The sequence below is a fragment of the Marinobacter panjinensis genome, from assembly GCF_005298175.1.
Classification (GTDB): Bacteria; Pseudomonadota; Gammaproteobacteria; order Pseudomonadales; family Oleiphilaceae; genus Marinobacter; species Marinobacter panjinensis.
In genome coordinates, this window is sequence record NZ_SZYH01000002.1 from 331,523 (window position 1) to 355,578 (window position 24,056).

Consider the following 24,056-nt stretch of genomic DNA (forward strand, 5'->3'; position numbering starts at 1 on the left):
ATTGATGCCTGGCATCAATCATTCAGAGATCGGAGGACGCTATGGCTGGTGGTTGGTCACGGGATGGCGCTGTTCAGGATCAGATTGACGCGAGCGTTGAAGATGAAGTGAAACGCGCGCGGAGCCAATTGGCTGTTGGTGAAAGCGCCATCAATTGTGAAGAGTGTGACTGTGTTATTCCGGAAGCCCGCCGCAAAGCGATTCCTGGAGTTCGGTTTTGCGTTGCCTGTCAATCCGCTCTCGAAAAGCAGGAAACCCATGCCAGCGGCATCAATCGCCGTGGCAGCAAGGACAGCCAACTCAGGTAATCTCCAACACTTGAGAGGTTCATCCTCTTTTTTCTCGGGGCTGGCGGCGCAGCTGCTCTCGCTGCTCCACGGCTCCGAACTATACCGCCTTCAAGGACGGTATCCAGGCGCTTACCCGAGGGCTGGCCAAAAACCTCCCTCTGCACTCCGGTAGCCCGGGTCCACGAAGCTCTCGGCCAACGCCGTGATGAACGCCATCAATCAGGTACCAGGGAATCTGCTGCATCAGTGGAGGTAGTGATGAGTCAAAACACAAATCCAATGCCCATTGTTATTGGTGCGTCCGCCGGCGGCATGGCTGCTCTAAAAGACCTGGTAGCACAATTCCCGAAGGATTTTCCGGCGCCCGTTTTCATCGTTAACCATATGGGCGCCCATACCAGCGGTGAAACGCTTGTCCGGGTTTTAAACGAGAGCGGCAATCTCACCTGCGTACATGGACAGGATAATCAAACATTCAAAAGCGGTACGATATATCTGGCGCCTTCCGATCAGCATATGTTGATTGTGAAGGGAAAGATCCTCATCACCAAAGGGGCCAGGGAAAACCGTTCAAGGCCCGCTATTGATCCCTTGTTTCGCTCCGCAGCAGTGGCCTATGGCAACCGGGTAATAGGAATCATCCTGACGGGATACCTGGACGACGGCACCAGTGGCATGATGGCTATCAAACGATGCGGTGGCGTGTGCATTGCGCAAGATCCTGAGGATGCGTCTTATCCGGACATGCCGCAATCGGTCATCGCGAATGTCGGAGCGGACTATTGTTTACCGATATCCGGGATGGGGGCGTTGCTATCCGAGCTTGTTCAGAGAGAGCTGCCAGAGAGTGGGCCGGTTCCGGAAGACATAGTGATCGAGTCAAAGATCGCACAGCGGGTTTTGAGCGATTTGTCTTCTGTCGAGGCACTCGGTGAGCAGGTACCGTATAACTGTCCGGACTGTGGTGGGGTGTTATGGCAAGTGGTGGAAGGAAAACTTCTACGGTATCGCTGCCATACCGGCCATGCGTTTACCTCCTCGGCGCTGCTTGCTCAACAAACGGTAAAGATCGAAGAAACGCTCTGGGTTGCGCTGAGAATGTTTGAGGAACGGCAGAACCTGCTGGTAATCATGAGCGAAAAGGAAAGCAAAAAATCTCCCTCATCGATTTCCCAGCGGGCTACTGATTCTCAAATCCATATCGACCGCATTCGTGCCATGCTGAAGGCGACCGATAAAGATTCCCACGGCGCATGAGGCGGCTGTGCTTCCGCCTCAGTGCTGGTGTTGTTCGCTCACAACGGTAACAGGCCCGTTGGCGTGCCTGACGACCTTTTCACTGATACTGCCCAGAGTAAGGCTCCGCACTGTCGAATGGCCGCGTCTTCCCATCACCAGGTGAGTGCCCGGATTGGCTTGCAGGTATTCGATGATTTCGTGGGCTGGCTCACCTTTGAGGAGAACCTCATCAGTCGGCTCCGCTATCCCGCTCACGGCCTCTTTTACGGCATCGAACACTTTGCGCCCGTAATCCTTTGCCTCTTCCTCAAGTTCAGTGGGCCATACGCCGCTGATCACCAGTCGCTCTACCTTTGAGCCCGGAAACACGGTTAGCAGCTTGAGTGACTGGCCCGTGGCTTTGGCCAGATTGGCCGCCATTTTTGCGGCGTGTAACGACTGATCTGAACCGTCACAAGCAACGACAATGCATGAAGTATCGCTGGCCATGATTCGTTCTCCCTTCCTGTTGGATGTTCTATCAACGTAACACTGATACGGTCATAGTATGGTTGACTCAGGTCATATCGGCGAACTGCTTGTTAATCGCTATCACCTGATCCGAACCTGGTCGCCATCACTGAGCTCCCGGCCGGGATGACGGACTACCTGGTCGCCTTCGTTCAGTCCGCTCTCTATGGCTGTCACCAGACCATTGGTTCTGCCTGTTTTCACCGTTTGTATTACCGCATGCTCGTCCCTGATCAGAAAAACTGCGGGCTGGCCGCCGTGTTGAAAAACGGCGGAGGCCGGTGCCTGAAGCACATTCGCTGACTGCCAGAGAATGAATTCGGCGTCTACACGGTAACCGTCTCCCAGCATTGTCCAGCGTTCGCGGGGGGTGACTATGTCTGCTATCACCCTGACGCGCTGCTCCTCAACGCCAAGGGCCGAAACGTCTGCAAACCCGACGGGCTCCACTCGTCGAACCACGGCGTCAAGCAGGGTTCCGCCCCAGCCGCTGAGCCGTGCCTGAACGCCGGGTTCCAGCTTGACCGCATCGAAACTGAGTACATCCACCACGACTTCCAGAGCACCCGGGTCGCCAAGCTCGATTACGGCCTCGCCAGCCTGGATAACGCCTTCGCTTTTACGCAGCAGGTTCAGAACGCTGCCATTAACGGGCGACCGAATTGCCAGCCGCTCCGCCGGTTTTTCACCCTCTGAACGAGCTGCGGAAACCTCGAGCCGGGTCCTGGCCGCGGCCAATTCATGGGCGGCGACTTCTTCATCAAAGCGGGCAGATCGCAGAATGGCCTGGGTGCGGGCGGCGGTAGACTGGGCTTGTTGCAGGCGCTCATGGGATACAAAATCGGAGCTGTCCAGGGTCAGCAGTCGCTGGTATTCCGCCTCTGCCAGTTCAGCGTCTGCCGCTGCAGCCCGGGTTTTCTGGCGGACGGAGTTCAGTGCCGAGCGGGCGGCCTCTACTTTCGCTTCTGCTTCCGCCCGGCTGCGGGCATCGAGCACACTGGCTGGCATCGGGTCCACCTCGGTCAGCAGCTCGCCGGGAATGACCTGGTCGCCCACGTCCAGCTCCACCCGGTGCAGGTATCCGGTCACCGGCGAAGAAACCACATAGCGGTCTATTACCCGGGTTTTGCCTTCCTCCAGTATGGTGACCTCCATGGCCCCCCGTTGCACTGGTGCCAGGTCTACCCAGACAGGGTCCGGACGGAGGATAAAGGCCACCACAACAATGGCCAGAATGCCGAGGGTGAGCCAGAACAGCCACTTACCCGCCAAATGCTTACCTTCTGACATCGATGAAATTCCTATATCTGGTTATTCCCGGGTTTTCAGGACGGCCACGAGGTCGAGTTTACGCAATCGCCACCAGGTAATGAATCCGGATACCAGGGCAGAGACCATGACCACATTGGCGGCCAGCGCCAGCGTCCTGTCGGTGATGATCAAGGGTACCCGGTACAGCTCAGTCTGCATCATGGTTACTACCAGGCTTGCCAGTCCATGGCCAATGGCCCAGCCCAGGGGTATGCCCATTATCAGCAGGATGGCCAGTTCACCCAGTACAATATGGGCCACTTCATTGTGGCTGTAGCCCAGTACTCTCAGGCTTGCCAGATCCCGCCCCCGCTCTGCCAGAGAGATGCGCACGGTGTTATAGATGACGCCAAAGGCGATGATGCCACCCAGCAGGCTGATAACCAGAGTATAGGTAAGGAAGGTTTTTGCCAGAGTTTCAAAGAAGCTGTCCAGCATTGCCTGGCGGACATTGACGGCCATCACCCGTGGGGTGTCCCGCAGGTCCCGATAAACGGTTTCCGCCTGTTCCGGATCCAGGTTCATCAGCACCTGGTTGACGACTGCCCCTTCCTTTAGCGTCCGGTTCATTGCGGTCAGATTCATATAGGCACCCACGCCGAGAAACTCGCTGGTCACTCCGGCAACCTGCAGGTCCAGTACAGGGCGATGGCCCTCCAATATCCGGACCTGAACGGAGTCGCCGGCGGCAAGCCCCAGCTGTGCCGCCAGGAAGTCGGTCAGCAGCAGCCCTGCTGGAGGTATTGGCACTTTGTTAAGATGTTCGTCTACGACAAACTGCAACCGGGCATCGTCCGGGATGCCGGTCAAGGCGGTTCGCCACTGCCGGTGACCATTGACCAGCTCTACCGCCACGACACGACGGCCCTCGGTATAGCGCACACCGGGCTGCCGCGTCATTCCGTACATGGCAGACTGATGAACCGGGTCAGTCAGGCTGACGGTCAGGTCTTGTTGCTGAACCCGGGCAAACTGGGTGTGTACCATCAGCGAAACAGAGCTGAACTGGAAGTTGCCCACCATCACAACGGCTGTCGCCATCGCTATGCCTGTTACCGACAGCGCGGCGCGGGCCGGGCGCCGTGCCAGTTGCCGGACAATCATGCGGGATGGCTGGCTGAAGCGTATCCAGGACAATAGGCGCTCAGTGATAGTGACCCGATAGCTGGCAGGGGCTTCCGGCCGCATGGCCTCGGCCGGGGGCAGGGAAGCAGCACTGCGAATGGCTCGCCAACCCCCGATCCATGCGACAACAATGGTCAGCAAACCCAACAGCAGTACCCAAAAGGGGCTGACGTGGAACAGCAGTTCCGGGAACCGGTAGAACTCCATATAAAGTTCGCCCAGCGCCCGGCCCAGCCACATGCCGGTAGCCGTGCCGATCATCAGGCCAACCAGGGCAATGGCGAGCACCAACTGGCTGTAGTGCCAGCCAATCTGCCAGTTGCTGTAACCGAAGGCCTTCAATACTGCAATGATGTCCCGCTGGGTACTGATCAGCCGGGTGATCACAACATTTAGCAGAAACATGGCGACCGCCATAAAAATGGTCGGGAAGACCACTGCCATGGTTTTCAGCTGGTTCAGTTCGTCACTCAGGAAACGGTGGGAAAACTGGTCCTCGCGGGCATAGGCACCGGTGCTTCCGTATGGCGCCAGCAACTGGTCGAGCAATGTGATGACGCCTTCCACCGGAAACGCCGGGTCCACCTGCAACACCACGCTGTTGAAGGCGCCGCGCATATCCATTGCCGACGCGAGCGCTTCCCGGGCCATCCAGAGCACTCCGTAGCGTTCGTAGTCGGGTAACATCCCGCCCGGAGGGATGACATAAATAAATTCCGGAGATTCAACGATGCCGATAACGGTGAGGCTTTGTCGCCGGCCGTTGATGATGGCGCCCAGCCGGTCCCCAAGCTGAAGATCGTGGGCGTCGGCAAAGCTGCCAATTACTGCCACTTCATCGCTGCGTGCAACGTGTGGCAAACGCCCCTGGCGCAGGTAGACGCGGTTGACCTCCGGCTGCCCTTCGGGTGGCAATGAGACAAGGCGGGCGGAGGCAGGATCACTGAAACCAGGCACCTCGAGCTTTGCAACGCCTTCGACTCGTCCGCTTACGCGAGTAACACCGGGAATGTCCGCTACCCGTTGCAGAACGAAGCGCGGCGCACGTTTTAACGTGGCGAACACATCAGCAAACTGGTGTGCCTGATAATACTGATCACGGGTGACGGTGAGCGAGGAATAGTTCACCAGTGACAACAGGCACACGGCAATGCCGCCGGCGATCACCAGGGCGATGGCCAGGGTCTGGCCCCGAATCTGCCATAGCTCGCGGCGGAGTTTGGTATGCAAGGTACTGGTGCGAAAGAATGGCATGGCGTTACCAGCTCAGGGTTCGCGGGTCCTGCCGCGTTGAGTTGCGGTATTCACCACTGATGGTGCCGTCAGACAGCGTAATGACCCGGTCTGCCATCTGTGCAATAGAGGCGTTGTGGGTAATGATCACGGTAGTGGTGCCGGTTTCGCGGTTGGCGGTATCCAGCGCCGCCAGAACCAGAGTGCCCGTGGCTGAGTCCAGGGCGCCGGTAGGCTCGTCGCACAGCAACACCTCCGGGCGCTTGGCAATGGCCCGGGCGATAGCTACCCTTTGTTGCTCCCCTCCGGAGAGCTGGGCGGGGAAGTGGTCCATCCGTTGCTTCAGTCCCACCAGTTCCAGCGCGGCTTCCGGACTCATCGGGTTGCGGGCGATTTCGGTCACCGCAATAACGTTTTCCCGTGCAGTCAGGCTGGGTATCAGGTTGTAGAACTGGAACACGAAACCAACGTAGTCCCGGCGATAACGGGTCAGTTCCCGGTCATTGGCCCGGCTCAGGTCGATGTCCTGGTATTTCACCTCGCCACTGGTAGGCACGTCCAGCCCGCCAAGAATGTTCAGCAGGGTGGATTTGCCCGAGCCGGAGGCTCCCAGCATCACCACCAGCTCGCCGGAAAAGAGATCCAGGTTCACTCCCCGCAAGGCGTGCACCTCAATCTCCCCCTGTTGATAGGATTTCGTCAGCCCGGAGGTGTGGAACACCGGTAGGCCGGAGGTGGGTCTGTCCATGCAAAAGGCCTTTGCCCTGAATTGGTTTGCGTCCACTGCCATCGCCTCGGTTCTTCAACCAGTGAAGGTATAGCACAAGTTGTTCCTATATATCAGCGAGGCGGAGCTTCATATCTATCGCGCTCATTATTTGCGCAATCGCCCATCCGTTGTTAGGTTTTAAGAAAGAACGTTTTATTTCGTACTACCCGTCTTCCCAACGGCAGCCTCCAGGGTGCCATGGAGAGCGCATGGCAGACACTGTCAGTGAATTGCTGGTCCGCTACTGGGCTACCGGCTTTTTTATCGTGGCCGCGCTGGGCCTTTGCGCCGTTATGGTGGGCGTCTCCAGCCTGCTTGGTGGGCGCAGCCAGGGTGTCAGCAAATCTCTTCCATTTGAATCCGGCATTCTCGGCACCGGCGATGCCCGCCAGCGCTTTTCCGTCAAGTTCTATCTGGTCGCGATGCTATTCGTGATCTTCGATATCGAAGCCGTGTTCCTGTTTGCCTGGGCCATTGTTATTCCCGACGTGGGCTGGGCCGGGTTCTGGGGCGCGGCAGTATTTATTCTGATCCTTCTGGTTGGCCTGCTGTATGACAGTCGTACCGGTGCCCTGGACTGGGCGCCGGAATCATCTCGTGGCAGGCCCCGTAGTCCGGCAGGCTGATCCAACGCACCCAATCAAGGTGCTGGCCCGCGGTGTTTATACCGCCGGGTCCGGTGCCCATGGAGGCGCAGTATGTCCTATACCCTGACCAGGGCAGAGCAAACCGCACAAGGCAGTAGCCGGTATCCGGTTCAGCAGCAGGAGCCGTCTGAGGATCCGGTCAAGCGTCAGCTTGAGCGCAACGTGTTCACCGGCAAACTCGGCGAAGTTCTCAATAACGCCGTCAACTGGGGCCGCAAGAACTCCCTGTGGCCGTACAACTTCGGGCTGTCCTGCTGCTATGTTGAGATGACCACCGCTTTCACGTCGCCCCATGACATTGGCCGCTTTGGCTCAGAAGTCATCCGGGCCTCGCCCCGTCAGGCAGATTTCATGGTCATCGCCGGTACCTGCTTTATCAAGATGGCACCGGTAATTCAGCAGCTCTATGACCAGATGCTGGAGCCCAAGTGGGTGATCTCGATGGGCTCCTGCGCCAATTCCGGTGGCATGTACGACATCTATTCCGTAGTGCAGGGGGTGGACAAGTTTCTGCCCGTGGATGTGTATATACCCGGTTGCCCGCCACGTCCCGAGGCCTTCCTGCAGGGGTTGCAGTTGCTGCAGGACTCGATCCAGGAGGAACGCCGGCCCCTGTCGTGGGTGGTGGGCGATCAGGGAGTCTATCAGGCAGAGATGCCTTCCCAGCGGGAAAAGTGGCGAGACCGCCGCATTCAGGCCACCGAGCTAAGAACACCCGACAAACTCTGACCCGTTCGCCGTCGTTTCACCATCGATTGCCAGGAAGCGAATCACGACCATGAACACGGATACCGTCAGTACTCCGGGCCCCACCGGTGACAATCTGGCCGCCACCCTGAGAAGGGATTTCGGTGACCGTGTGCTTTACGAGCAGCACACCCTCACCGGTATGCCCGTGGTATGGGTGACGCGGGACGCACTGACCGATGTGCTTGGGTACCTGAAAACCCTGACCGCGCCTTTTGACCTGCTCTACGACCTCTCCGCTGTTGACGAGCGCCTGCACCGTGACCGTCGCGGTCTGCCACCGGCCGACTTCACGGTGTTCTACCAGCTGCTTTCCATCAGTCGCAACGCAGATATCATGCTCAAGGTGGCCCTCTTTGCGGATGACCTCAGCCTGCCCACAGTGACCGGAGTTTACCCGGCGGCGAACTGGTACGAGCGGGAAGTCTGGGACATGTTCGGTATCACCTTTGCCGGCCATCCCCACCTGACGCGTATCCTCATGCCACCGACCTGGTCCGGCCATCCTTTGCGCAAGGACTACCCCGCCCGGGCCACGGAGTTTGACCCCTATACCCTGACAGTGGAGGGCCAGCAGACCGAGCAGGAGGCCATGCGGTTCGAGCCCGAAGCCTGGGGTATGCAGCGGGAGCGGGACGGGGCCGAGTTCATGTTCCTTAACCTGGGCCCCAATCACCCCTCTGCCCATGGCGCTTTCCGCATCGTGCTGCAACTGGACGGCGAGGAAATCGTCGACTGCGTGCCTGACATCGGCTATCACCACCGGGGCGCCGAGAAGATGGCGGAACGCCAGTCCTGGCACAGCTTCATTCCCTATACCGACCGCATTGATTACACCGGTGGGGTGATGAACAACCTGCCTTACGTACTGGCGGCGGAAAAGCTGGCGGGCATCGAGGTGCCGGACCGGGTGAAGGTGATCCGGGTGATGATGGCGGAAATGTTCCGCGTCACCAGCCATCTGTTGTTCCTGGGTACCTACCTGCAGGATCTGGGGGCGATGACGCCGGTGTTCTATACCTTCAGCGACCGGCAGCGGGGCTATGAGGTAATCGAGGGCATAACCGGGTTTCGAATGCACCCGGCCTGGTACCGCATCGGCGGCGTTATGCAGGACCTGCCCCAGGGTTGGGGAAAACTGGTGCAGGGCTTTCTCGACTGGATGCCGTCACGGCTGCGTGAGTACGAGCGAGCGATGATGGAGAACGCCATCGTGCGCGACCGAACCCGTCATGTGGCTGCCTTCAATACCGCCGAGGCCCTGGAGTGGGGCGTTACCGGCCCCAACCTGCGGGCCACCGGATGCAACTTCGACCTTCGCAAGCAGCGCCCATATTCCGGTTACGAGCAGTTCGATTTTGAAGTTCCCCTGGGCCATAACGGCGACGTGTTTGACCGGGGCCAGTTGCGCATCGAGGAAATGCGCCAGAGTCTTCGCATTATCCAGCAGTGCGTGAACCACATGCCTGCCGGGGACTACAAGGCCGACCACCCGCTGACCACGCCGCCGCCCCGGGAGCGCATGCTGGAACACATCGAAACTCTGATTACCCACTTCCTCCAGGTGTCCTGGGGGCCGGTGCTCAAGCCCCAGGAATCCCTGCAGATGGTGGAGGCTACCAAAGGTATCAACAGTTATTACCTGACCAGTGACGGCAACACCATGAGCTACCGCACCCGCATCCGCACGCCGAGTTTTCCGCACCTGCAGCAGATACCGTCGGTGATGCGCGGTGGGTTTGTACCGGACCTGATTGCCCACCTGGGCAGTATTGATTTCGTGATGGCAGACGTGGACCGCTGATGATGGCAGACACACCACAGACAACCGTGCTGATTGGCAGCGATGGTTTCGACCTTGATCCGTCCGATGAAACCTCGATTATCGAGGAAATGGCTCATTACGAGCAGCCCCAGGCCGCCTGTATCGAGGCCCTGAAGATTGTCCAGCGCCGTCACGGCTGGGTGCCGGATAGTGCTATCACTGCCATCGCCCGGTTGCTGGGCATTGGTCCGGGCGAGGTGGAAGGTGTGGCGACATTTTACAGCCTGATTTTCCGCCAGCCGGTGGGCCGTCATGTCGTGCTGGTGTGCGATAGCAGTGCCTGTTTCCTGACCGGTTTCCAGGAATTAAGGCAGGCACTGGTGGCCCAGCTGGGGATTGATTACGGCCAGACCACCGAAGACGGGCGTTTCACCCTGTTGCCGGTCTGCTGCCTGGGTGCCTGCGATGGCGCACCAGCCCTGATGATTGACGATGACACCTACGGCCCGGTGTCTCCCGAAGATCTGCCAGGCGTGCTGGAGGATTATCCATGAGCCAGTTCATCGCCAGCCAGCGTGATTCGGTTCGCTATCGCAGCCGGCTGATGCAGACCGAGGCAGAGCGCCACCCTGAAACCCACCCATTGACGTGGCGGTTGCGGGATGACGGCGAGGTGGTCTGGCTTGAGGAGTACCTGAGTAAGGATGGCTACCGGTCCGTCCGCAAGGCGCTGGCCGATAGCGATCCCCAGGCCATTATCGCCACCATGAAAGACGCCAATGTAGGTGGCCGTGGCGGAGGCGGCTTCTCTGCCGGGCTTAAATGGAGCCTGACCCTGCAGGGGGATGATATGCCCCGGGGCTACCTGATCTGTAATGCCGACGAGATGGAGCCGGGCACGTTCAAGGACCGGCTGTTGATGGAGCATCAGCCACACCTTTTGATCGAGGGCATGATCCTGGCTGCCCTGGCCAACAATTCCTGTTTTGGCTACATCTTCCTTCGGGGTGAATATGTCACGGCCGCCCGGGTACTGAACCGGGCCCTGGAAGAGGCCCGGGCCGGGGGCTGGCTGGGCGCTGATATCAATGGCAGCGGCTTCGATTTTGACATTGCGCTGCACACCGGCGCAGGGCGATACATCTGCGGCGAGGAGACCGCCCTGATCAACTCTCTGGAGGGCAGGCGCGCCAACCCCAGGACCAAGCCGCCGTTCCCTGGCCAGTCCGGAGCCTGGGGCAAGCCTTCGGTAGTGAACAATGTGGAAACCCTGTGCAACGCGCCGGGGGTGATTCTCCATGGCGCGGACTGGTATCAGGGACTCTCCGGTGACCGGAGCGAGAATGGCGGCAGCAAGCTGTATGGCATTTCTGGCCTGGTAGAAAAGCCAGGGCTTTGGGAGCTGCCGATGGGGACGACAGGCGGCGAGATCCTGGACCGGGCAGGGGGCATGCGTAACGGTCGGCAACTCAAGGCGTGGCTGCCGGGGGGCGCCAGTACCGGCTTCCTGTTGCCGGAGCATCTGGATATGCCACTGGATTTCGACACCGTGGGCAAGGAGGGCAGTCGCCTGGGCACCGGCCTGCTGACGATAGTGCCGCAGGAGCAGAGTATTGTGGCGCTGGTGCGCAACCTGGAGGAATTCTTCGCCCGGGAGTCCTGTGGCTGGTGCACCCCGTGTCGCGACGGCCTGCCCTGGACCGCCAAGGTGCTGCGAGCTCTGGAGCTGGGGCAGGGGGAAGACGGCGATATCGAGTTGCTGGAGAAGCTGGCGGCGGACTGCGGCCCGGCGCAGACCTTCTGTGCCCATGCGCCCGGTGCTGCGATGCCCCTGAAGACGGCGCTGAAGCACTTTAGGCACGAGTTTGAAGCGGGGGTCAGCGCACGCCCGGTTAAAGCAGCGGAGGGACAGGCAGACTAATGGCAACGATTCACGTGGATGGACAAAGCTACGAGGTTAACGGAGCCGATAATCTGCTCCAGGCTTGCCTGTCCCTGGGCCTGGATATTCCCTATTTCTGCTGGCATCCGGCCATGGGCAGCGTGGGTGCCTGCCGCCAGTGCGCCGTACGCCAGTACAAGGACGAGGACGACGACAAGGGCATGCTGGTGATGTCCTGTATGACCCCGGCGGCGGATCAGACCCGCATCGATATCGACGACGAGGAAGCGAAGGCTTTCCGCGCCAGTGTGGTGGAGTTGTTGATGATCAATCACCCCCACGACTGCCCGGTCTGCGAAGAGGGCGGCCACTGCCACCTGCAGGACATGACGGTAATGACCGGCCACGACCGGCGCCGTTACCGGTTCAGCAAGCGCACTCGCCGTAACCAGTTTCTGGGCCCGTTCATCGCCCACGAGATGAACCGGTGCATTACCTGTTACCGCTGTGTGCGCTTTTATAATGATTACGCCGGGGGCACCGATCTTGGCACCTTTGGCAGCAAGGACAATGTCTATTTCGGCCGCTACGAGGAAGGCACCCTGGAAAGTCCCTTCGCCGGTAATCTCACCGAGGTGTGCCCCACCGGTGTGTTTACCGACCAGAGCCATTCTGATCGCTACACCCGCAAGTGGGACATGCAGTTTGCCCCCGGTATCTGTCACCAGTGCTCGATGGGCTGCAATATCAGTCCGGGGGAACGCTATGGTGAAATTCGCCGGATCGAGAACCGCTATCACGGCGAGGTGAATGGCTATTTTCTCTGTGATCGCGGTCGTTTTGGCTACGGCTACGTAAACCGCTCCGACCGGCACCTTACACCAGAGTGGCGGCAATCGCCGGACAGCGAGCCGGTCAGCCTTGGCGTGGATGACGCACTTGCCCAGGCAGGCGACGCCCTGCGCCACGCCCGCCGGGTTATCGGCATCGGCTCGCCAAGGGCCAGCCTGGAGAGCAATCACCAGTTGCAGGCGTTGGTCGGAGCGAACAACTTTTCCACCGGCATCGAGGCCCGGGAGCAGGCCTGCCTCGAACTGATGAACCATCTCCAGCGTCACGCTGGCCTGCCAACCCCGACGCCCCGGGAGATCGAAAACCACGACGCCGTGCTGGTGCTCGGGGAGGACCCGGTTCAGAGTGCCGGCCGCCTCGGTCTGAACCTGCGTCAGGCAGCCGTGACACGATGTGCGGCACTGGGCGAAACCATTGGTATACCGGACTGGAACGCCGAAGCCCTCAAGACCCTGGCACAGAACCGCTATTACCCGCTGTTTATTGCCTGGCCGGCGCCCACGGACCTTGATCAGGTGGCTGCAGCGCGTTATGCCCTGGACCCGGACGGCATTGCCCGGCTGGGGTTTGCGGTGGCTCATGCCATCGATCCCGCGGCACCGGTCGTGGAGGGTCTGACGCCTGACGATGATGAAGCTGCCCGGAGTATCGCCAGGGCACTGATGGCGGCGGAGCGACCGCTGATCGTCAGTGGTGGCTCACTCGCCTCCGAGGCCGTGCTTGAGGCCGCAGGCAGTGTTGCTCGGGCCCTGTCCCGTCGCGCCAAAAGAGGCGGGCTGGTGCTGATCCGGCGCGAAGCCAACAGCACGGGATTGTCCCTGATGGGTGGTCAGCCACTGGACTGGGCGCTGGACGAACTGGCCCAGGGTAATGCCGATGCCGTGGTTGTGCTGGAGAACGACCTTTATCAGCGCTTGCCCACCCAAAGGGTGGATGAGGCCCTGGCGCGGGCGGAGATGCGCATAGTGCTGGACCACCAGCGCACTGCCACGGCTGCCCGGGCCAACTTTCTGTTATCGGCTGGCAGCTTCGCGGAGTCCGATGGCACCCTGGTGAACCTGGAGGGTCGTGCCCAACGCTTCTTCCAGGTCTACGAACCCGGCTATATGCGGCCGGAGACTCGCATTCATGAAAGCTGGCGCTGGTTGCACGCACTTTCCGCGAATCTGCGAGGCGAAGCCGCCAGCCATATCAACCTGGATACCGTTGTTCGGGCGTGTGCCGATGCCCACCCGGCGTTAGCCGGCATGGTCGACGCTGCTCCGGATGCTCAATTCCGTATTGATGGCTTGCAGCTGGCCCGAGAGCCTCACCCGTACAGCGGTCGCACAGCCATGCGTGCAGACCAGGATGTCAGTGAGCCACGGGTACCTCAGGATGCTGACACGGCCTTCGCTCACTCCATGGAGGGTTACAGTGGCTACCAGGAGCCCCGGCAACAGGTGCCTTTCGCCTGGGCGCCGGGCTGGAACTCGCCCCAGGCCTGGAACAAGTTCACCGATGAGGTGGGTGGGCACCTGCGCGGTGGTGACCCCGGGGTTCGCCTCTTACACCCGGTGCCCGGACAGGGGAGCTACCGCCAGCCCACTCAAAGCGTTAAAAGCACCGATGCCCTGCGGGCCCTGAACCTGCCCCGCCTGTTCGGAGGCGAGGAGACCTCCGCCCGGGCTACGCCTATCCAGCAACGGACGGAGTTACCCTGCCTTACTCTGAGCCCTGACGATGCCCTACGGCTGGCGGTCAGGAGCGGAGACCTCGTAACCATTGATCAGGGCACGAAGCTTCCGGTTCACGAGCAGGAAAACTGGCCCACTGGCTGGGCGGGCCTGCCGGCCGGGCTGATCCCTGGTTTGCTGACAGGTGAATCCGTAACCCTGAACGAGTCCGCGGGAGATCAACCATGAACTGGTGGACTCCGCAACTCGAGGCCATCCTCTGGGGTATGGCGCAGGCACTGGTGATCCTGCTCGGTGTGGTGCTGGTGAGCGCCATCCTGATCGTGGTCGAGCGTCGCCTGCTCGGCTTGTGGCAGGACCGTCACGGTCCCAACCGGGTAGGGCCTTTCGGCACCCTGCAAGTGGTTGCGGACATGATCAAGATCTTTTTCAAGGAAGACTGGATACCGCCCTTCGCTGACCGCCCCCTGTTCGTGCTGGCTCCGGTCATCGCCTTCGCCTCGTTGCTGTTGTCGTTCGCGATTATTCCGATCACGCCGGACTGGGGCGTGGCGGATATGCATATCGGGCTGCTGTTCTTCCTGGCCATGGCGGGCATTAACGTATACGCCGTATTACTGGGAGGCTGGGCCAGTGGCAACAAGTACGCCCTGCTGGGTGCCATGCGGGCCTCGGCCCAGACACTGTCCTACGAGGTGTTCATGGGCCTGGCGCTGATGGGGGTGGTCGCTCTGGCCGGGTCCTTCAACCTGCGTGATATCGTCGCGGCGCAGGAAGGCCTCTGGTTCGTGATCCCCCAGTTTTTCGGGTTCGCCACTTTCCTGATCGCCGGCGTCGCCGTCACCCACCGTCATCCCTTCGACCAGCCCGAGGCCGAGCAGGAGTTGGCGGATGGTTATCACATCGAATACTCCGGCATGAAATTCGGCATGTTCTTTATCGGCGAGTATGTGGGCATGTTGCTGGTGTCGGCGCTGATCGTGACGCTTTTCTTTGGCGGCTGGCATGGCCCATGGCTGCCACCGATCCTGTGGTTTGCACTCAAGACGGGCTTCTTCCTGCTGCTGTTCATTCTGTTGCGGGCTTCGTTGCCCCGGCCGCGCTATGACCGGGTGATGAGCTTTGGCTGGAAGGTGTGCCTGCCGCTGACTCTGGTTAATTTGCTGGCCACCGGAGCGGTGATGCTCCTGGTGGGCGCATAGGGAGGACTTATGGAAAAAGAGGAAAAAGAAAAGGTCCCACTGATCCGGTCGTTGTCCTCAACCTCTTTTCTGAGGCTGGTGCCGGCCACCTGGTCCCAGATACGTACCCTGGGAATGGTGTTCATGCACAGCTTCCGCAAACGGGAGACGGTGAATTATCCGGAACAGGCGGTTTACCTGCCGCCACGCTATCGCGGCCGCATTGTGCTGACCCGCGACCCCGACGGCGAGGAGCGCTGCGTGGCCTGTAACCTGTGCGCCGTTGCCTGCCCGGTGGACTGCATCTCCCTGCAGAAGGGGGAGCAGGAAGACGGCCGCTGGTATCCGGAGTTCTTCCGCATCAATTTTTCCCGCTGCATTTTTTGCGGCATGTGCGAGGAAGCCTGCCCGACGTCGGCCATCCAGCTGACACCGGACTTCGAGATGGGCGAATACGATCGCCAGCAACTGGTGTACGAGAAGGAAGACCTGCTGATCAACGGCCCCGGCAAGGATCACGACTACCACTTCTACAAGGTGGCGGGCCTGGCCATTGGCGGCAAGGACAAGGGTGAGGCGAAAAACGAGGAGGCACCGGAGGATGTGCGTACGCTGCTTCCCTGACCAGGTAAGGAGACACTCATGGAACTGGCTTTCTACCTCAGCGGCCTGGTGGCAATTCTGGCCACCGTGGGCGTGATTACCGGCACCCACGCAGTGCATGCGGTGGTGTACCTGATCGTTTCGCTCATTGCCGTGGCGCTGGTGTTCTTTGCCCTGGGCGCACCCTTTGCCGGTGCCCTGGAGATCATTGTCTACGCAGGGGCCATCATGGTGCTCTTCGTGTTCGTGGTAATGATGCTTAATCTGGGTCCGGACACCGAACGGGAACAGACCCTGATGCACCCTCGCTACTGGGCAGGGCCATCAATGCTGGCCCTGGTACTGCTGGCAGCACTGGCAGCGCTGATCAGCCAGGGTGTCGTGGGCGAAACCATTGATGGGGAACTGCTTACTGCACGGGCGGTGGCGCTGACGCTGTTCGGACCCTGGCTGATGGTGGTGGAATTATCGGCCATCCTTCTGCTGGCGGCCCTGGTTACGGCCTCACACGTGGGGCGGCGCAGCAACGCCCCCGGCACCTCGTCACGCTCGACAGGAGGCGACTCATGACGGGTATTCCCATGGAGCACGGGCTGATCCTGGCGGCCATATTGTTCAGCCTGGGGCTGTTGGGACTGATGCTACGCCGCAATATGTTGTTCGTGCTGATGAGCCTGGAAGTGATGCTCAATTCTGCTGCGCTGGCTTTTGTGGTGGGCGCGACTGCCTGGAACCAGCCGGAAGGACAGGCCATGTTCCTGCTGGTGATCACCCTGGCGGCGGCGGAAGCCAGCGTCGGGCTGGCGCTGATGATCCAGCTGTACCAGCGATTTCGCTCCCTTGATCTCGATGCAGCCAGCAGGATGCGCGGATGATGGCATTGGCGGTCGTACTCTCGTTTCTGTTTCCCCTGGCAGGCACGCTGGTGCTGGCTTTTTCCGCTGGGCGTCTGAGCATACGGGCCGCCTCGCTCATCGGGGTGGGCAGTGTCGGGCTGTCAGCGTTGGCGACGGCGTGGGCGGCGATGACCCACTCCGGCGGCAGTGAGAGCGTGGTCCTTTGGAATTGGATCACGGTGGGGGCTTTCCAGCCCACCATCGGTCTGGCGGTGGATGGGCTGTCACTGGTAATGATGTCGGTGATTACCGGCGTGGGCTTCCTGATCCACCTGTTTGCCGCGTGGTACATGAGCAGGGAGGAAGGCGTTACCCGCTTCTATGCCTGGATGAACCTGTTCGTGTTCAGCATGTTGCTGCTGGTGCTGGGGGACAACCTGCTGCTGTTGTTCCTGGGCTGGGAAGGCGTGGGCTTGTGCAGCTACGGGCTTATCGGCCATTACTATCGCAGCCATGCCAACGGCCAGGCCGCTTTCAAGGCCTTTGTGGTTACCCGCATCGGTGATGTGTTTCTGGCTCTGGGGCTGTTCCTGATCTTTATGGAGCTGGGCACCCTCGATATCCGCACGGTGCTGGAACTGGCGCCGCAGGCCTGGGCACAGGGCAGTACCACCGCCAACCTGGCGGCGCTGCTGGTGCTTGGTGGCGCCCTGGGCAAGTCGGCCCAGGTGCCACTGCACACCTGGCTGCCGGATGCCATGGCCGGCCCGACGCCGGTGTCGGCACTGATCCACGCTGCCACCATGGTGACCGCCGGTGTTTACCTTATTGCCCGACTGCACGGGCTGTTCCTGCTGGCGCCTGACGTCATGCTGCTGGTGGGCGTGATTGGCGCGGTCTCACTGCTGTTGGCGGCGTTCGCAGCCCTCGCCCAGACCGATATCAAGCGAGTACTGGCCTATTCCACCATGAGCCAGATCGGCTACATGTTCCTGGCGCTGGGGGTAGGGGCTTTTGATGCCGCCATTTTCCATCTGGTGACACACGCCTTCTTCAAGGCCCTGCTGTTCCTCTCCGCCGGCGCAGTGATTGTCAGTTGCCACCATGAGCAGGACATGCGCCGCCTGGGTGGGCTCTGGCGCAAACTGCCGGTCGCCTACGGTGGCTTCATTGTCGGCGGCGCCGCGCTGGTGGCGCTGCCCCTGGTCACCGCCGGTTTCTACAGCAAGGACGAGATCCTGTGGCAGGCCATGGCCGCGGACCAGACCGGGCTGCTGTTGGCAGGCCTGCTGGGCGCCGTGCTGACCGGACTCTATACCGTGCGGCTGATCCTGGGCACGTTTCATGGCGAACCCGGCCATGGCGCACCGACCAGCGACCACGTCCGCGATCCCGAGCCGGGCACCAATCCGGTCACCCATCACCTGCCATTGGTCGTGCTGGGAATCTGCTCCACCTTTGTCGGGGCGTGGCTTTATCCCGGGCTGGGCGAGCTGTTTCCCGCATCGCCGGGAGAGACTGCCGACACCGGCCATACCCTCTTGCAGGTGCTGGCCATGGGTGCGGCCATCGCCGGCCTGCTGCTGGCGGCGTGGCTGTTCCTGTGGCAGCGCACCTGGCTTGAGGAGACGGTACGCCAGGGCTTCGGTAGCGGTCTCTGGAGACTCTGGCACAACGCCTGGGGTTTTGATGCGCTGTTCGACCGGATTCTCGTACGGCCCTGGCAGTTGACGGTGAAATACCTGCGGGTCGACCTGATCAACCTGATGATGAACCTACCAGCGCTGGTGGCGCGAGCCCTGAACGCCGGCCTGGTGCGTATCCAGAATGGCCGGGTACGCAGCTATGCCCTGGTGATGGTGTTCGGCGCCACGGTGATCCTGTTGACGCTGGCCCTGGTGCCGGGAGGGTCCGCATGATCCTGGTGTGGCTGATACTGATCCCGTTTGTCGGCGGCCTGTTGTGCTGGCAGGCCGAACGCTGGAGTCACCAGGCGCCTCGCTGGATTGCCCTGGGCACCATGCTGTTTGTGCTGGTGATCAGCGCGGCGGTATGGCTGAGTGGCGACTTCGCTCTGGCGGGTGATGGCGGAAGCCAATGGCTTCTGGAATGGCGGGCACCCTGGATTCCCCGTTTCGGCATCGAGATTCACCTTGCCATGGACGGACTGTCGCTGATCCTGGTGGCGTTGACCGGCTTTCTCGGCTTGTTGGCGGTGCTCTGTTCCTGGCAGGAAATTGCCGACCGGGTGGGTTTCTTCCACCTGAACCTGCTGTTTATCCTCGGCGGCGTGGTGGGTGTGTTCCTGGCCCTGGATCTGTTCCTGTTTTTCCTGTTCTGGGAAATGATGCTGGTACCTATGTACTTCCTGATCGCCCTTTGGGGGCACAGCGGTTCGGCAGGGCAGACACGAATCCGCGCAGCCACCCGATTCTTCATCTACACCCAGGCCAGCGGCCTTTTGATGCTGGTGTCGATCATTGCGCTGGTGTTCGTGTACTACTCAAACACCGGGGAGTTGTCATTCAGCTACGACAGCCTGCGGGGGACCGATGTGCCGGAGCCGCTGGCCTTCTGGTTGATGCTTGGATTCTTCATCGCCTTTGCGGTCAAGCTGCCGGTGGTGCCCTTTCACGGCTGGCTGCCCGATGCCCACGCCCAGGCGCCGACCGCCGGCAGCGTTGACCTGGCGGGCATTCTGCTGAAAACGGCCGCCTACGGCATACTTCGGTTTGCGCTGCCGCTGTTCCCGGAACAGTCCCAGGCTTTCGCGCCAGTGGCGATGGCCCTGGGGCTGGTCGGCATTGTCTACGGTGCAGTACTGGCCTGTGGGCAACAGGACATCAAGCGATTGATTGCCTATACGAGCGTTTCCCATATGGGCTTTGTGCTGATTGCGCTCTATTCCGGATCGGAACTGGCGATCCAGGGCGCCATTGTGCTGATGGTCGCTCACGCCTTCTCGACCGCTGCCCTGTTCATCCTCAGTGGCCAGCTTTATGAACGCATTCATAGCCGGGACATGCGCATCATGGGTGGACTCTGGGGGCGCGTACCGGTGTTGCCCGGGTTTACCCTGTGCTTTGTGGCGGCCTCCCTGGGAATGCCCGCCACTGCCAACTTCGTGGGGGAGTTCATGATCCTGTTCGGGACCTTCCCTGGCGCACCGGTGGTGGTGGTTATCGCCAGCATAGGGCTGGTGCTGGCGGCCATCTATTCCCTGCTACTGATGCAGCGGGTGCACTTTGGCACCGAATACCGTTCGGGCCCACTCGCCGGGCCTGATGCCCGGGAGTACGGCATCATGCTGGTGCTGCTGGTGCTCACTCTGGCAGTAGGACTCTATCCGCAACCCCTGCTGGATACCACCGCGGCCGTGGCCGCACCGATATCCGAACTGTTCACTGGCAGTGTGGACCTGGCAGTCCGGGCAGGGAAGGTAAACTGATGCTGACCCTGGCGAATCTGATCGCAATTCTTCCGCTGATCATCGTTGCCGCTACCGCGATCCTGGTGATGCTGGGTATTACCTGGCAACGGCACCACGCTGGAACGGCAATAGTGTCTGCGGCCGGGCTGATACTGGCCCTGGTAAGCGTGCCGCTGGCCTCAGCGGCGCCATCGTCACCGCCGCTGATGATCATGGACGGACTGGCCATAATGGGCAGTGTTCTGGTGCTGATCTGCGCTCTGGTGACGGTGGCCCTGAGCCACCATTACCTGACCGGTTACATCGGCTCACGGGAGGAGTTTTACCTGTTACTGCTGTGCGCCGTCACCGGCGCACTGGGACTGGTGGCCAGCAACCACCTGGCTACCCTGTTCATCAGTCTGGAACTGCTTTCGATGCCGCTCTACGGAATGCTGGCCTACAGCTTCCGGGCGGAAAGGTCGCTGGAGGCAGGCATCAAGTACCTGATTCTCTCCGCTGCCGCCACGGCCTTCCTGCTGTTTGGTATGGCGCTGATCTATGCTCGCACCGGTCGCCTTGACCTGATCGGTCTGGTATCGGGGCTGGTCACCAGCGCGGATGTCTGGAGCCTGGCCGGGGCTGTGCTGATGCTGGTTGGTCTGGGTTTCAAGCTCTCCATTGTGCCTTTCCATCTCTGGACCCCGGACGTTTACCAGGGCGGACCCGCCCCGGCCACGGTTTTCCTGGCCACGGTCAGTAAACTGGCGGTGTTCGTGGTGCTGGTGCGTTTGATGATGACCACGCCCATCTTTGACAGTGACTGGCTACGGGTCCTGATTACAGTGCTGGCTTTGCTGACCATGCTGGGCGGCAACCTGCTGGCGTTGTTCCAGCAGAACCTCAAGCGCCTGCTGGGGTACTCATCCATTGCCCACTTCGGGTACCTGATGGTGGCGATCGTCGTGGGGCGCGCGCTTGCTGTAGAAACCGTTGGGGTTTACCTTGTAACCTATCTGGTCGCCACCCTGGCGGCCTTCGGTGTGGTCACCCAACTGTCCAGTCCTTTCGGGGGTGAAGACGCGGCCGGACTGCACCACTATCGTGGCCTGTTCTGGCGCCGGCCCTGGCTGGCGGCGGTGATGACGGTGAGCTTCCTGTCCCTGGCGGGCATCCCGCTCACCGCCGGCTTTATCGGCAAGTTTTACGTACTGGCGCTGGGTGTTTCCGATAGCCGCTGGTGGCTGGTGGGCGGTATCGTGGCCGGCAGCGCCATTGGCCTGTTCTATTACCTGCGGGTAATGGTCACACTGTACCTGCCGGAACCCGGCATGCGCCGGATGGACGCCACCAATGACTGGGGCAGTCGGGTTGGCGGGCTGACGCTGTTGGTCGTCGCGGTGTTGATTCTGGTTTTCGGGGTGTACCCCACGCCCATGATTCAGTGGTTAACAGGACTATCTATTGGAGTCAGTTGAAGTGACAGTAAGCCCCCAGGAGCTTGAAACCCTGCTGGAAACCATCCCGGACGCGCGCGATGGTCTTACCCGCACCGAGCGCATCATTCTGTATGTGCTGCACGAAACCCAGCGAGAGCTGAACGGCCGCAATGTACCGACGGTGATGCTCTATGGTCGGGTGGTGGAACACGTTAATATCAGTGAGCAGGAGCTTCACGTTTATCTCGACAGGTTGGGCGTGCAGGGGTGACGGTGGTCGTTGTAAAAGCGAGATATGGGCAATGGAGGAGTTTTTCGTGGGCGGCGAGCTGATTGTCGTGTCAGTGACAGCGCTGGTAGTGGGTCTGGTTGTCGTCTTCCATTTTGAGGTCACTCAGCTGCTGAACCGTTTTCGCCCCAGTCAGAAACTCTCGTCACCAGGGACCTTCCGAAACCGGCCGGTTATACTCGCAAACATGTTCGTGCTGCTGATCGCCCATGTTGTGGAAATCTGGCTATTTGGTGTGGCCTTCTGGTACCTGCTGGATCAGGATGGCCTGGGTGCCATTGATGGCTACGCCCACCTCAGCTTGCTGGATAGTGTTTATTTCTCCGCGGCTACTTACACCACGGTGGGATGGGGAGACCTGGCGGCAACCGGCCATGTCCGGTTTCTGGCCGGCACAGAGGCCCTGGTGGGATTCATGATGATTACCTGGTCGGCATCCTTCAGCTATCTGGTCATGGCCCGCGCCTGGGGAGACGGTGCTCAAGGGTCATAATCAGTGGCCGACCGGTGCTTCGACGGGCGTCAAGGTCACCGGATCTAACCGGTAGAACCCGCGTAATACCTCGTATACCTCTGGTTGCTCCGCTTTGAGATGGTCGGGCTGCTGGAAGAAGGCTTCTGTCAGCACGGCAAAGAACTCGGCGGGCTCGGTGGCGCCGTATGGGTCCAGCCAGGGCTTCCGGTGGTGATGGAGCGAGTGCCGCAGATTTTCATAGGCCCGGGTCATGGTTTCCTGCCAGTGGCTGGCCTGCTTGCCGCTCAGAGGAGGCGCGCCGTCGGCAGTGCCATCCAGGTAATCCAGCTGATGGGCAAATTCGTGGAGGATGACATTATGCTGCCCGGCAGGATTGACCGCACCTTCCTCACATTGGGCCCATGCCAGCACCACCTGGCCGTGGCTTGAGGCTTCACCGGAGCGTATCTGGTTGCTCTCGCTGACCACGATCCCGTCGCTCTCGATATCCCTGACATGATAGGCGTCCGGATACACCAGAATGCTGCTTACCTCGTCGAAATCGGAGAAGCTGCGGGCAACGATTAGCAGGCAGGCGTGCCCTGCAATGGTAAGGCGCACAGTGTCGTCCACTTCAAACCCATCGCAGCCATAAAAGGATTTTTCCGCCAGGAAAAGCTGTATGTGCTGTTCAAGCTGCTGCCTCAGTTCCAGAGGTAGCCTGTCATAGACGGGCACCCGGGACTGGAGTATTTCCCGCCAATAGGTCGGGAAGGGCTGTTGCAGTTGCCTTTCCCGCCGCCAGCTGCGATAGAAAAACAGATAGAAAACAGAGGCGCCGATAACGGCCAACGCGCAGAGGGTGTAGATCAGCATTGGCGGGGCTCCGGTGCGTGTTAATGGCCTGATAGTGTAATTGGTCTTGGTAGGTGTCACCAGACTCTACTGTTACCAACCTGCAGTGTTAACCTTGCGCTGGTGATCATGGTGGTACTTGGCCGTTTTGAACGGGAACTGATTTCCGAAGAGAATCCGTGAACTCTTAATACAGACCAGGAGGTTTCCATGTCTGATACCAGAACTGTTGTTATTACCGGTGCCAACCGCGGCATTGGCCTTGAACTCGCTCGCCACTATGCCGGTGAGGGCTGTGATGTGATCGGAGTCTGCCGTGAAGCATCAGCAGAACTGAAGGAAGTGGCCACGCGGATCATCGAAGGGGTGGATGTAACCACCGACAGCGGCATCCAGAAACTGACGGACGGGTTGAAGGGGCAATCGATCGATTTGCTGATCAACAATGCAGGCCTGCTGCAGGATGAAAAGCTGGGCAGTATCGACTTCGACTCCATCCGCACCCAGATGGAGATCAACGCCTACGCACCGCTTCGAGTAGCGGAGGCGCTGGTGTCGCAGATTCCTTCTGGAGGAAAGATTGCCAATATCACCAGCCGTATGGGCTCCATTGCAGATAACGATTCCGGTGGTCGCTATGGCTACCGCGCCTCCAAGGCAGCGTTGAATGCCTTTGGCAAGTCCCTCGCCATGGACCTGAAACCCAGGGGCATAGCCGTTGCCCAGCTTCATCCCGGTTATGTGCAAACCCGCATGGTGAACTTCGGTGGGTTGATTACGCCTGAAGAGTCGGCAAAAGGCCTTGCAGCGAGGATTGAGGGGTTAAACCTGGAAAACACTGGCTCGTTCTGGCATAGCAATGGTGAGGAGCTACCCTGGTAACGGACGTCGCCCCATTGAGGAAGCAGGGAAGTTTATTTACAAGCATTCCTTCTAATACTAAA

The 24,056-nt window shown here is 60.3% G+C and carries 23 protein-coding genes; 18 read left to right on the top strand and 5 right to left on the bottom strand.

The features are described 5' to 3' along the window. The first annotated feature begins 41 nt into the window (after positions 1-41). Both FDP08_RS17850 and FDP08_RS17855 read left to right on the top strand, forming a co-directional pair. The gene (locus FDP08_RS17850) at positions 42-308 is read left to right on the top strand and encodes a DksA/TraR family C4-type zinc finger protein (RefSeq protein WP_137437641.1); all 267 of its coding nucleotides are present in this window, start codon (positions 42-44) and stop codon (positions 306-308) included. A gap of 240 nt (positions 309-548) precedes the next feature. Beyond that, positions 549-1,547, top strand: coding sequence for a chemotaxis protein CheB (locus FDP08_RS17855; RefSeq protein ID WP_137437642.1), 999 nt, complete (start codon positions 549-551; stop codon positions 1,545-1,547). 18 nt (positions 1,548-1,565) lie between these two features. Here the strand turns inward: FDP08_RS17855 and FDP08_RS17860 are convergent, their stop codons facing one another. The 4 genes from FDP08_RS17860 to FDP08_RS17875 form a co-directional block, all read right to left on the bottom strand. Continuing rightward, positions 1,566-2,018 carry a universal stress protein gene (locus FDP08_RS17860; protein ID WP_137437643.1) on the bottom strand — a complete coding sequence of 151 codons (453 nt, stop codon included), beginning with the start codon at positions 2,016-2,018 and terminating at the stop codon, positions 1,566-1,568. 102 nt (positions 2,019-2,120) lie between these two features. Next, positions 2,121-3,329, bottom strand: coding sequence for an efflux RND transporter periplasmic adaptor subunit (locus FDP08_RS17865; RefSeq protein WP_137437644.1), 1,209 nt, complete (start codon positions 3,327-3,329; stop codon positions 2,121-2,123). 21 nt (positions 3,330-3,350) lie between these two features. Further along, positions 3,351-5,729: an ABC transporter permease gene (locus FDP08_RS17870; protein ID WP_137437645.1), complete on the bottom strand. Its 2,379-nt coding sequence runs from the start codon at positions 5,727-5,729 to the stop codon at positions 3,351-3,353. A 4-nt stretch (positions 5,730-5,733) separates the two neighbouring features. Further along, complete coding sequence (locus tag FDP08_RS17875; RefSeq protein ID WP_137437646.1) at positions 5,734-6,456, bottom strand: ABC transporter ATP-binding protein; 723 nt, start codon at positions 6,454-6,456, stop codon at positions 5,734-5,736. Between the two features lie 230 nt (positions 6,457-6,686). On the opposite strand from FDP08_RS17875, the gene ndhC reads away from it, so the two are divergent. The 15 genes from ndhC to FDP08_RS17950 all read left to right on the top strand — a co-directional run bounded on the left by ndhC (position 6,687) and on the right by FDP08_RS17950 (position 22,296). Continuing rightward, a complete protein-coding gene (ndhC, locus tag FDP08_RS17880) occupies positions 6,687-7,103 on the top strand; it encodes an NADH-quinone oxidoreductase subunit A (RefSeq protein ID WP_137437647.1) in 417 nt (138 codons plus the stop codon). Positions 7,104-7,175: 72 nt separating this feature from the next. After that, the gene (locus FDP08_RS17885; protein ID WP_137437648.1) at positions 7,176-7,853 is read left to right on the top strand and encodes a NuoB/complex I 20 kDa subunit family protein; all 678 of its coding nucleotides are present in this window, start codon (positions 7,176-7,178) and stop codon (positions 7,851-7,853) included. A 49-nt stretch (positions 7,854-7,902) separates the two neighbouring features. After that, positions 7,903-9,675 carry an NADH-quinone oxidoreductase subunit C/D gene (nuoC, locus tag FDP08_RS17890; RefSeq protein ID WP_137437649.1) on the top strand — a complete coding sequence of 591 codons (1,773 nt, stop codon included), beginning with the start codon at positions 7,903-7,905 and terminating at the stop codon, positions 9,673-9,675. After that, positions 9,675-10,190, top strand: a complete 516-nt coding sequence (nuoE, locus tag FDP08_RS17895; RefSeq protein ID WP_137437650.1) for an NADH-quinone oxidoreductase subunit NuoE — start codon at positions 9,675-9,677, stop codon at positions 10,188-10,190. Before nuoC ends, nuoE begins: the two co-directional genes overlap by 1 nt. Then, positions 10,187-11,557 (top strand): NADH-quinone oxidoreductase subunit NuoF, encoded by a 1,371-nt coding sequence (gene nuoF / locus FDP08_RS17900; protein ID WP_137437651.1) that lies wholly within the window; start codon positions 10,187-10,189, stop codon positions 11,555-11,557. The genes nuoE and nuoF overlap by 4 nt, the downstream gene beginning before the upstream one ends. Then, entirely contained in the window at positions 11,557-14,274 is a 2,718-nt protein-coding gene (nuoG, locus tag FDP08_RS17905) for an NADH-quinone oxidoreductase subunit NuoG (protein WP_137437652.1), read from the top strand. The genes nuoF and nuoG overlap by 1 nt, the downstream gene beginning before the upstream one ends. Then, positions 14,271-15,248: an NADH-quinone oxidoreductase subunit NuoH gene (nuoH, locus tag FDP08_RS17910; RefSeq protein ID WP_137437653.1), complete on the top strand. Its 978-nt coding sequence runs from the start codon at positions 14,271-14,273 to the stop codon at positions 15,246-15,248. Before nuoG ends, nuoH begins: the two co-directional genes overlap by 4 nt. A gap of 9 nt (positions 15,249-15,257) precedes the next feature. Beyond that, entirely contained in the window at positions 15,258-15,851 is a 594-nt protein-coding gene (gene nuoI / locus FDP08_RS17915) for an NADH-quinone oxidoreductase subunit NuoI (RefSeq protein ID WP_137437654.1), read from the top strand. 18 nt (positions 15,852-15,869) lie between these two features. Further along, positions 15,870-16,400, top strand: a complete 531-nt coding sequence (nuoJ, locus tag FDP08_RS17920) for an NADH-quinone oxidoreductase subunit J (RefSeq protein WP_137437655.1) — start codon at positions 15,870-15,872, stop codon at positions 16,398-16,400. Continuing rightward, positions 16,397-16,705 carry an NADH-quinone oxidoreductase subunit NuoK gene (nuoK, locus tag FDP08_RS17925; RefSeq protein ID WP_137437656.1) on the top strand — a complete coding sequence of 103 codons (309 nt, stop codon included), beginning with the start codon at positions 16,397-16,399 and terminating at the stop codon, positions 16,703-16,705. Before nuoJ ends, nuoK begins: the two co-directional genes overlap by 4 nt. Then, a complete protein-coding gene (nuoL, locus tag FDP08_RS17930; RefSeq protein ID WP_137437657.1) occupies positions 16,702-18,585 on the top strand; it encodes an NADH-quinone oxidoreductase subunit L in 1,884 nt (627 codons plus the stop codon). Before nuoK ends, nuoL begins: the two co-directional genes overlap by 4 nt. Beyond that, the gene (gene nuoM, locus FDP08_RS17935; RefSeq protein ID WP_137437658.1) at positions 18,582-20,114 is read left to right on the top strand and encodes an NADH-quinone oxidoreductase subunit M; all 1,533 of its coding nucleotides are present in this window, start codon (positions 18,582-18,584) and stop codon (positions 20,112-20,114) included. Before nuoL ends, nuoM begins: the two co-directional genes overlap by 4 nt. Next, positions 20,111-21,553, top strand: a complete 1,443-nt coding sequence (gene nuoN, locus FDP08_RS17940) for an NADH-quinone oxidoreductase subunit NuoN (RefSeq protein WP_427901862.1) — start codon at positions 20,111-20,113, stop codon at positions 21,551-21,553. Before nuoM ends, nuoN begins: the two co-directional genes overlap by 4 nt. Position 21,554: 1 nt before the next feature. After that, entirely contained in the window at positions 21,555-21,785 is a 231-nt protein-coding gene (locus tag FDP08_RS17945; protein ID WP_137437660.1) for a hypothetical protein, read from the top strand. 31 nt (positions 21,786-21,816) lie between these two features. Then, positions 21,817-22,296 (top strand): two pore domain potassium channel family protein, encoded by a 480-nt coding sequence (locus FDP08_RS17950; protein WP_170979094.1) that lies wholly within the window; start codon positions 21,817-21,819, stop codon positions 22,294-22,296. Here the strand turns inward: FDP08_RS17950 and FDP08_RS17955 are convergent, their stop codons facing one another. Then, positions 22,297-23,133 carry a M90 family metallopeptidase gene (locus FDP08_RS17955; RefSeq protein WP_137437662.1) on the bottom strand — a complete coding sequence of 279 codons (837 nt, stop codon included), beginning with the start codon at positions 23,131-23,133 and terminating at the stop codon, positions 22,297-22,299. Positions 23,134-23,322: 189 nt separating this feature from the next. Between FDP08_RS17955 and FDP08_RS17960 the strand changes: the two genes are divergently transcribed. Further along, entirely contained in the window at positions 23,323-23,994 is a 672-nt protein-coding gene (locus tag FDP08_RS17960; RefSeq protein WP_137437663.1) for an SDR family oxidoreductase, read from the top strand. The last annotated feature ends 62 nt before the right edge of the window (positions 23,995-24,056 follow it).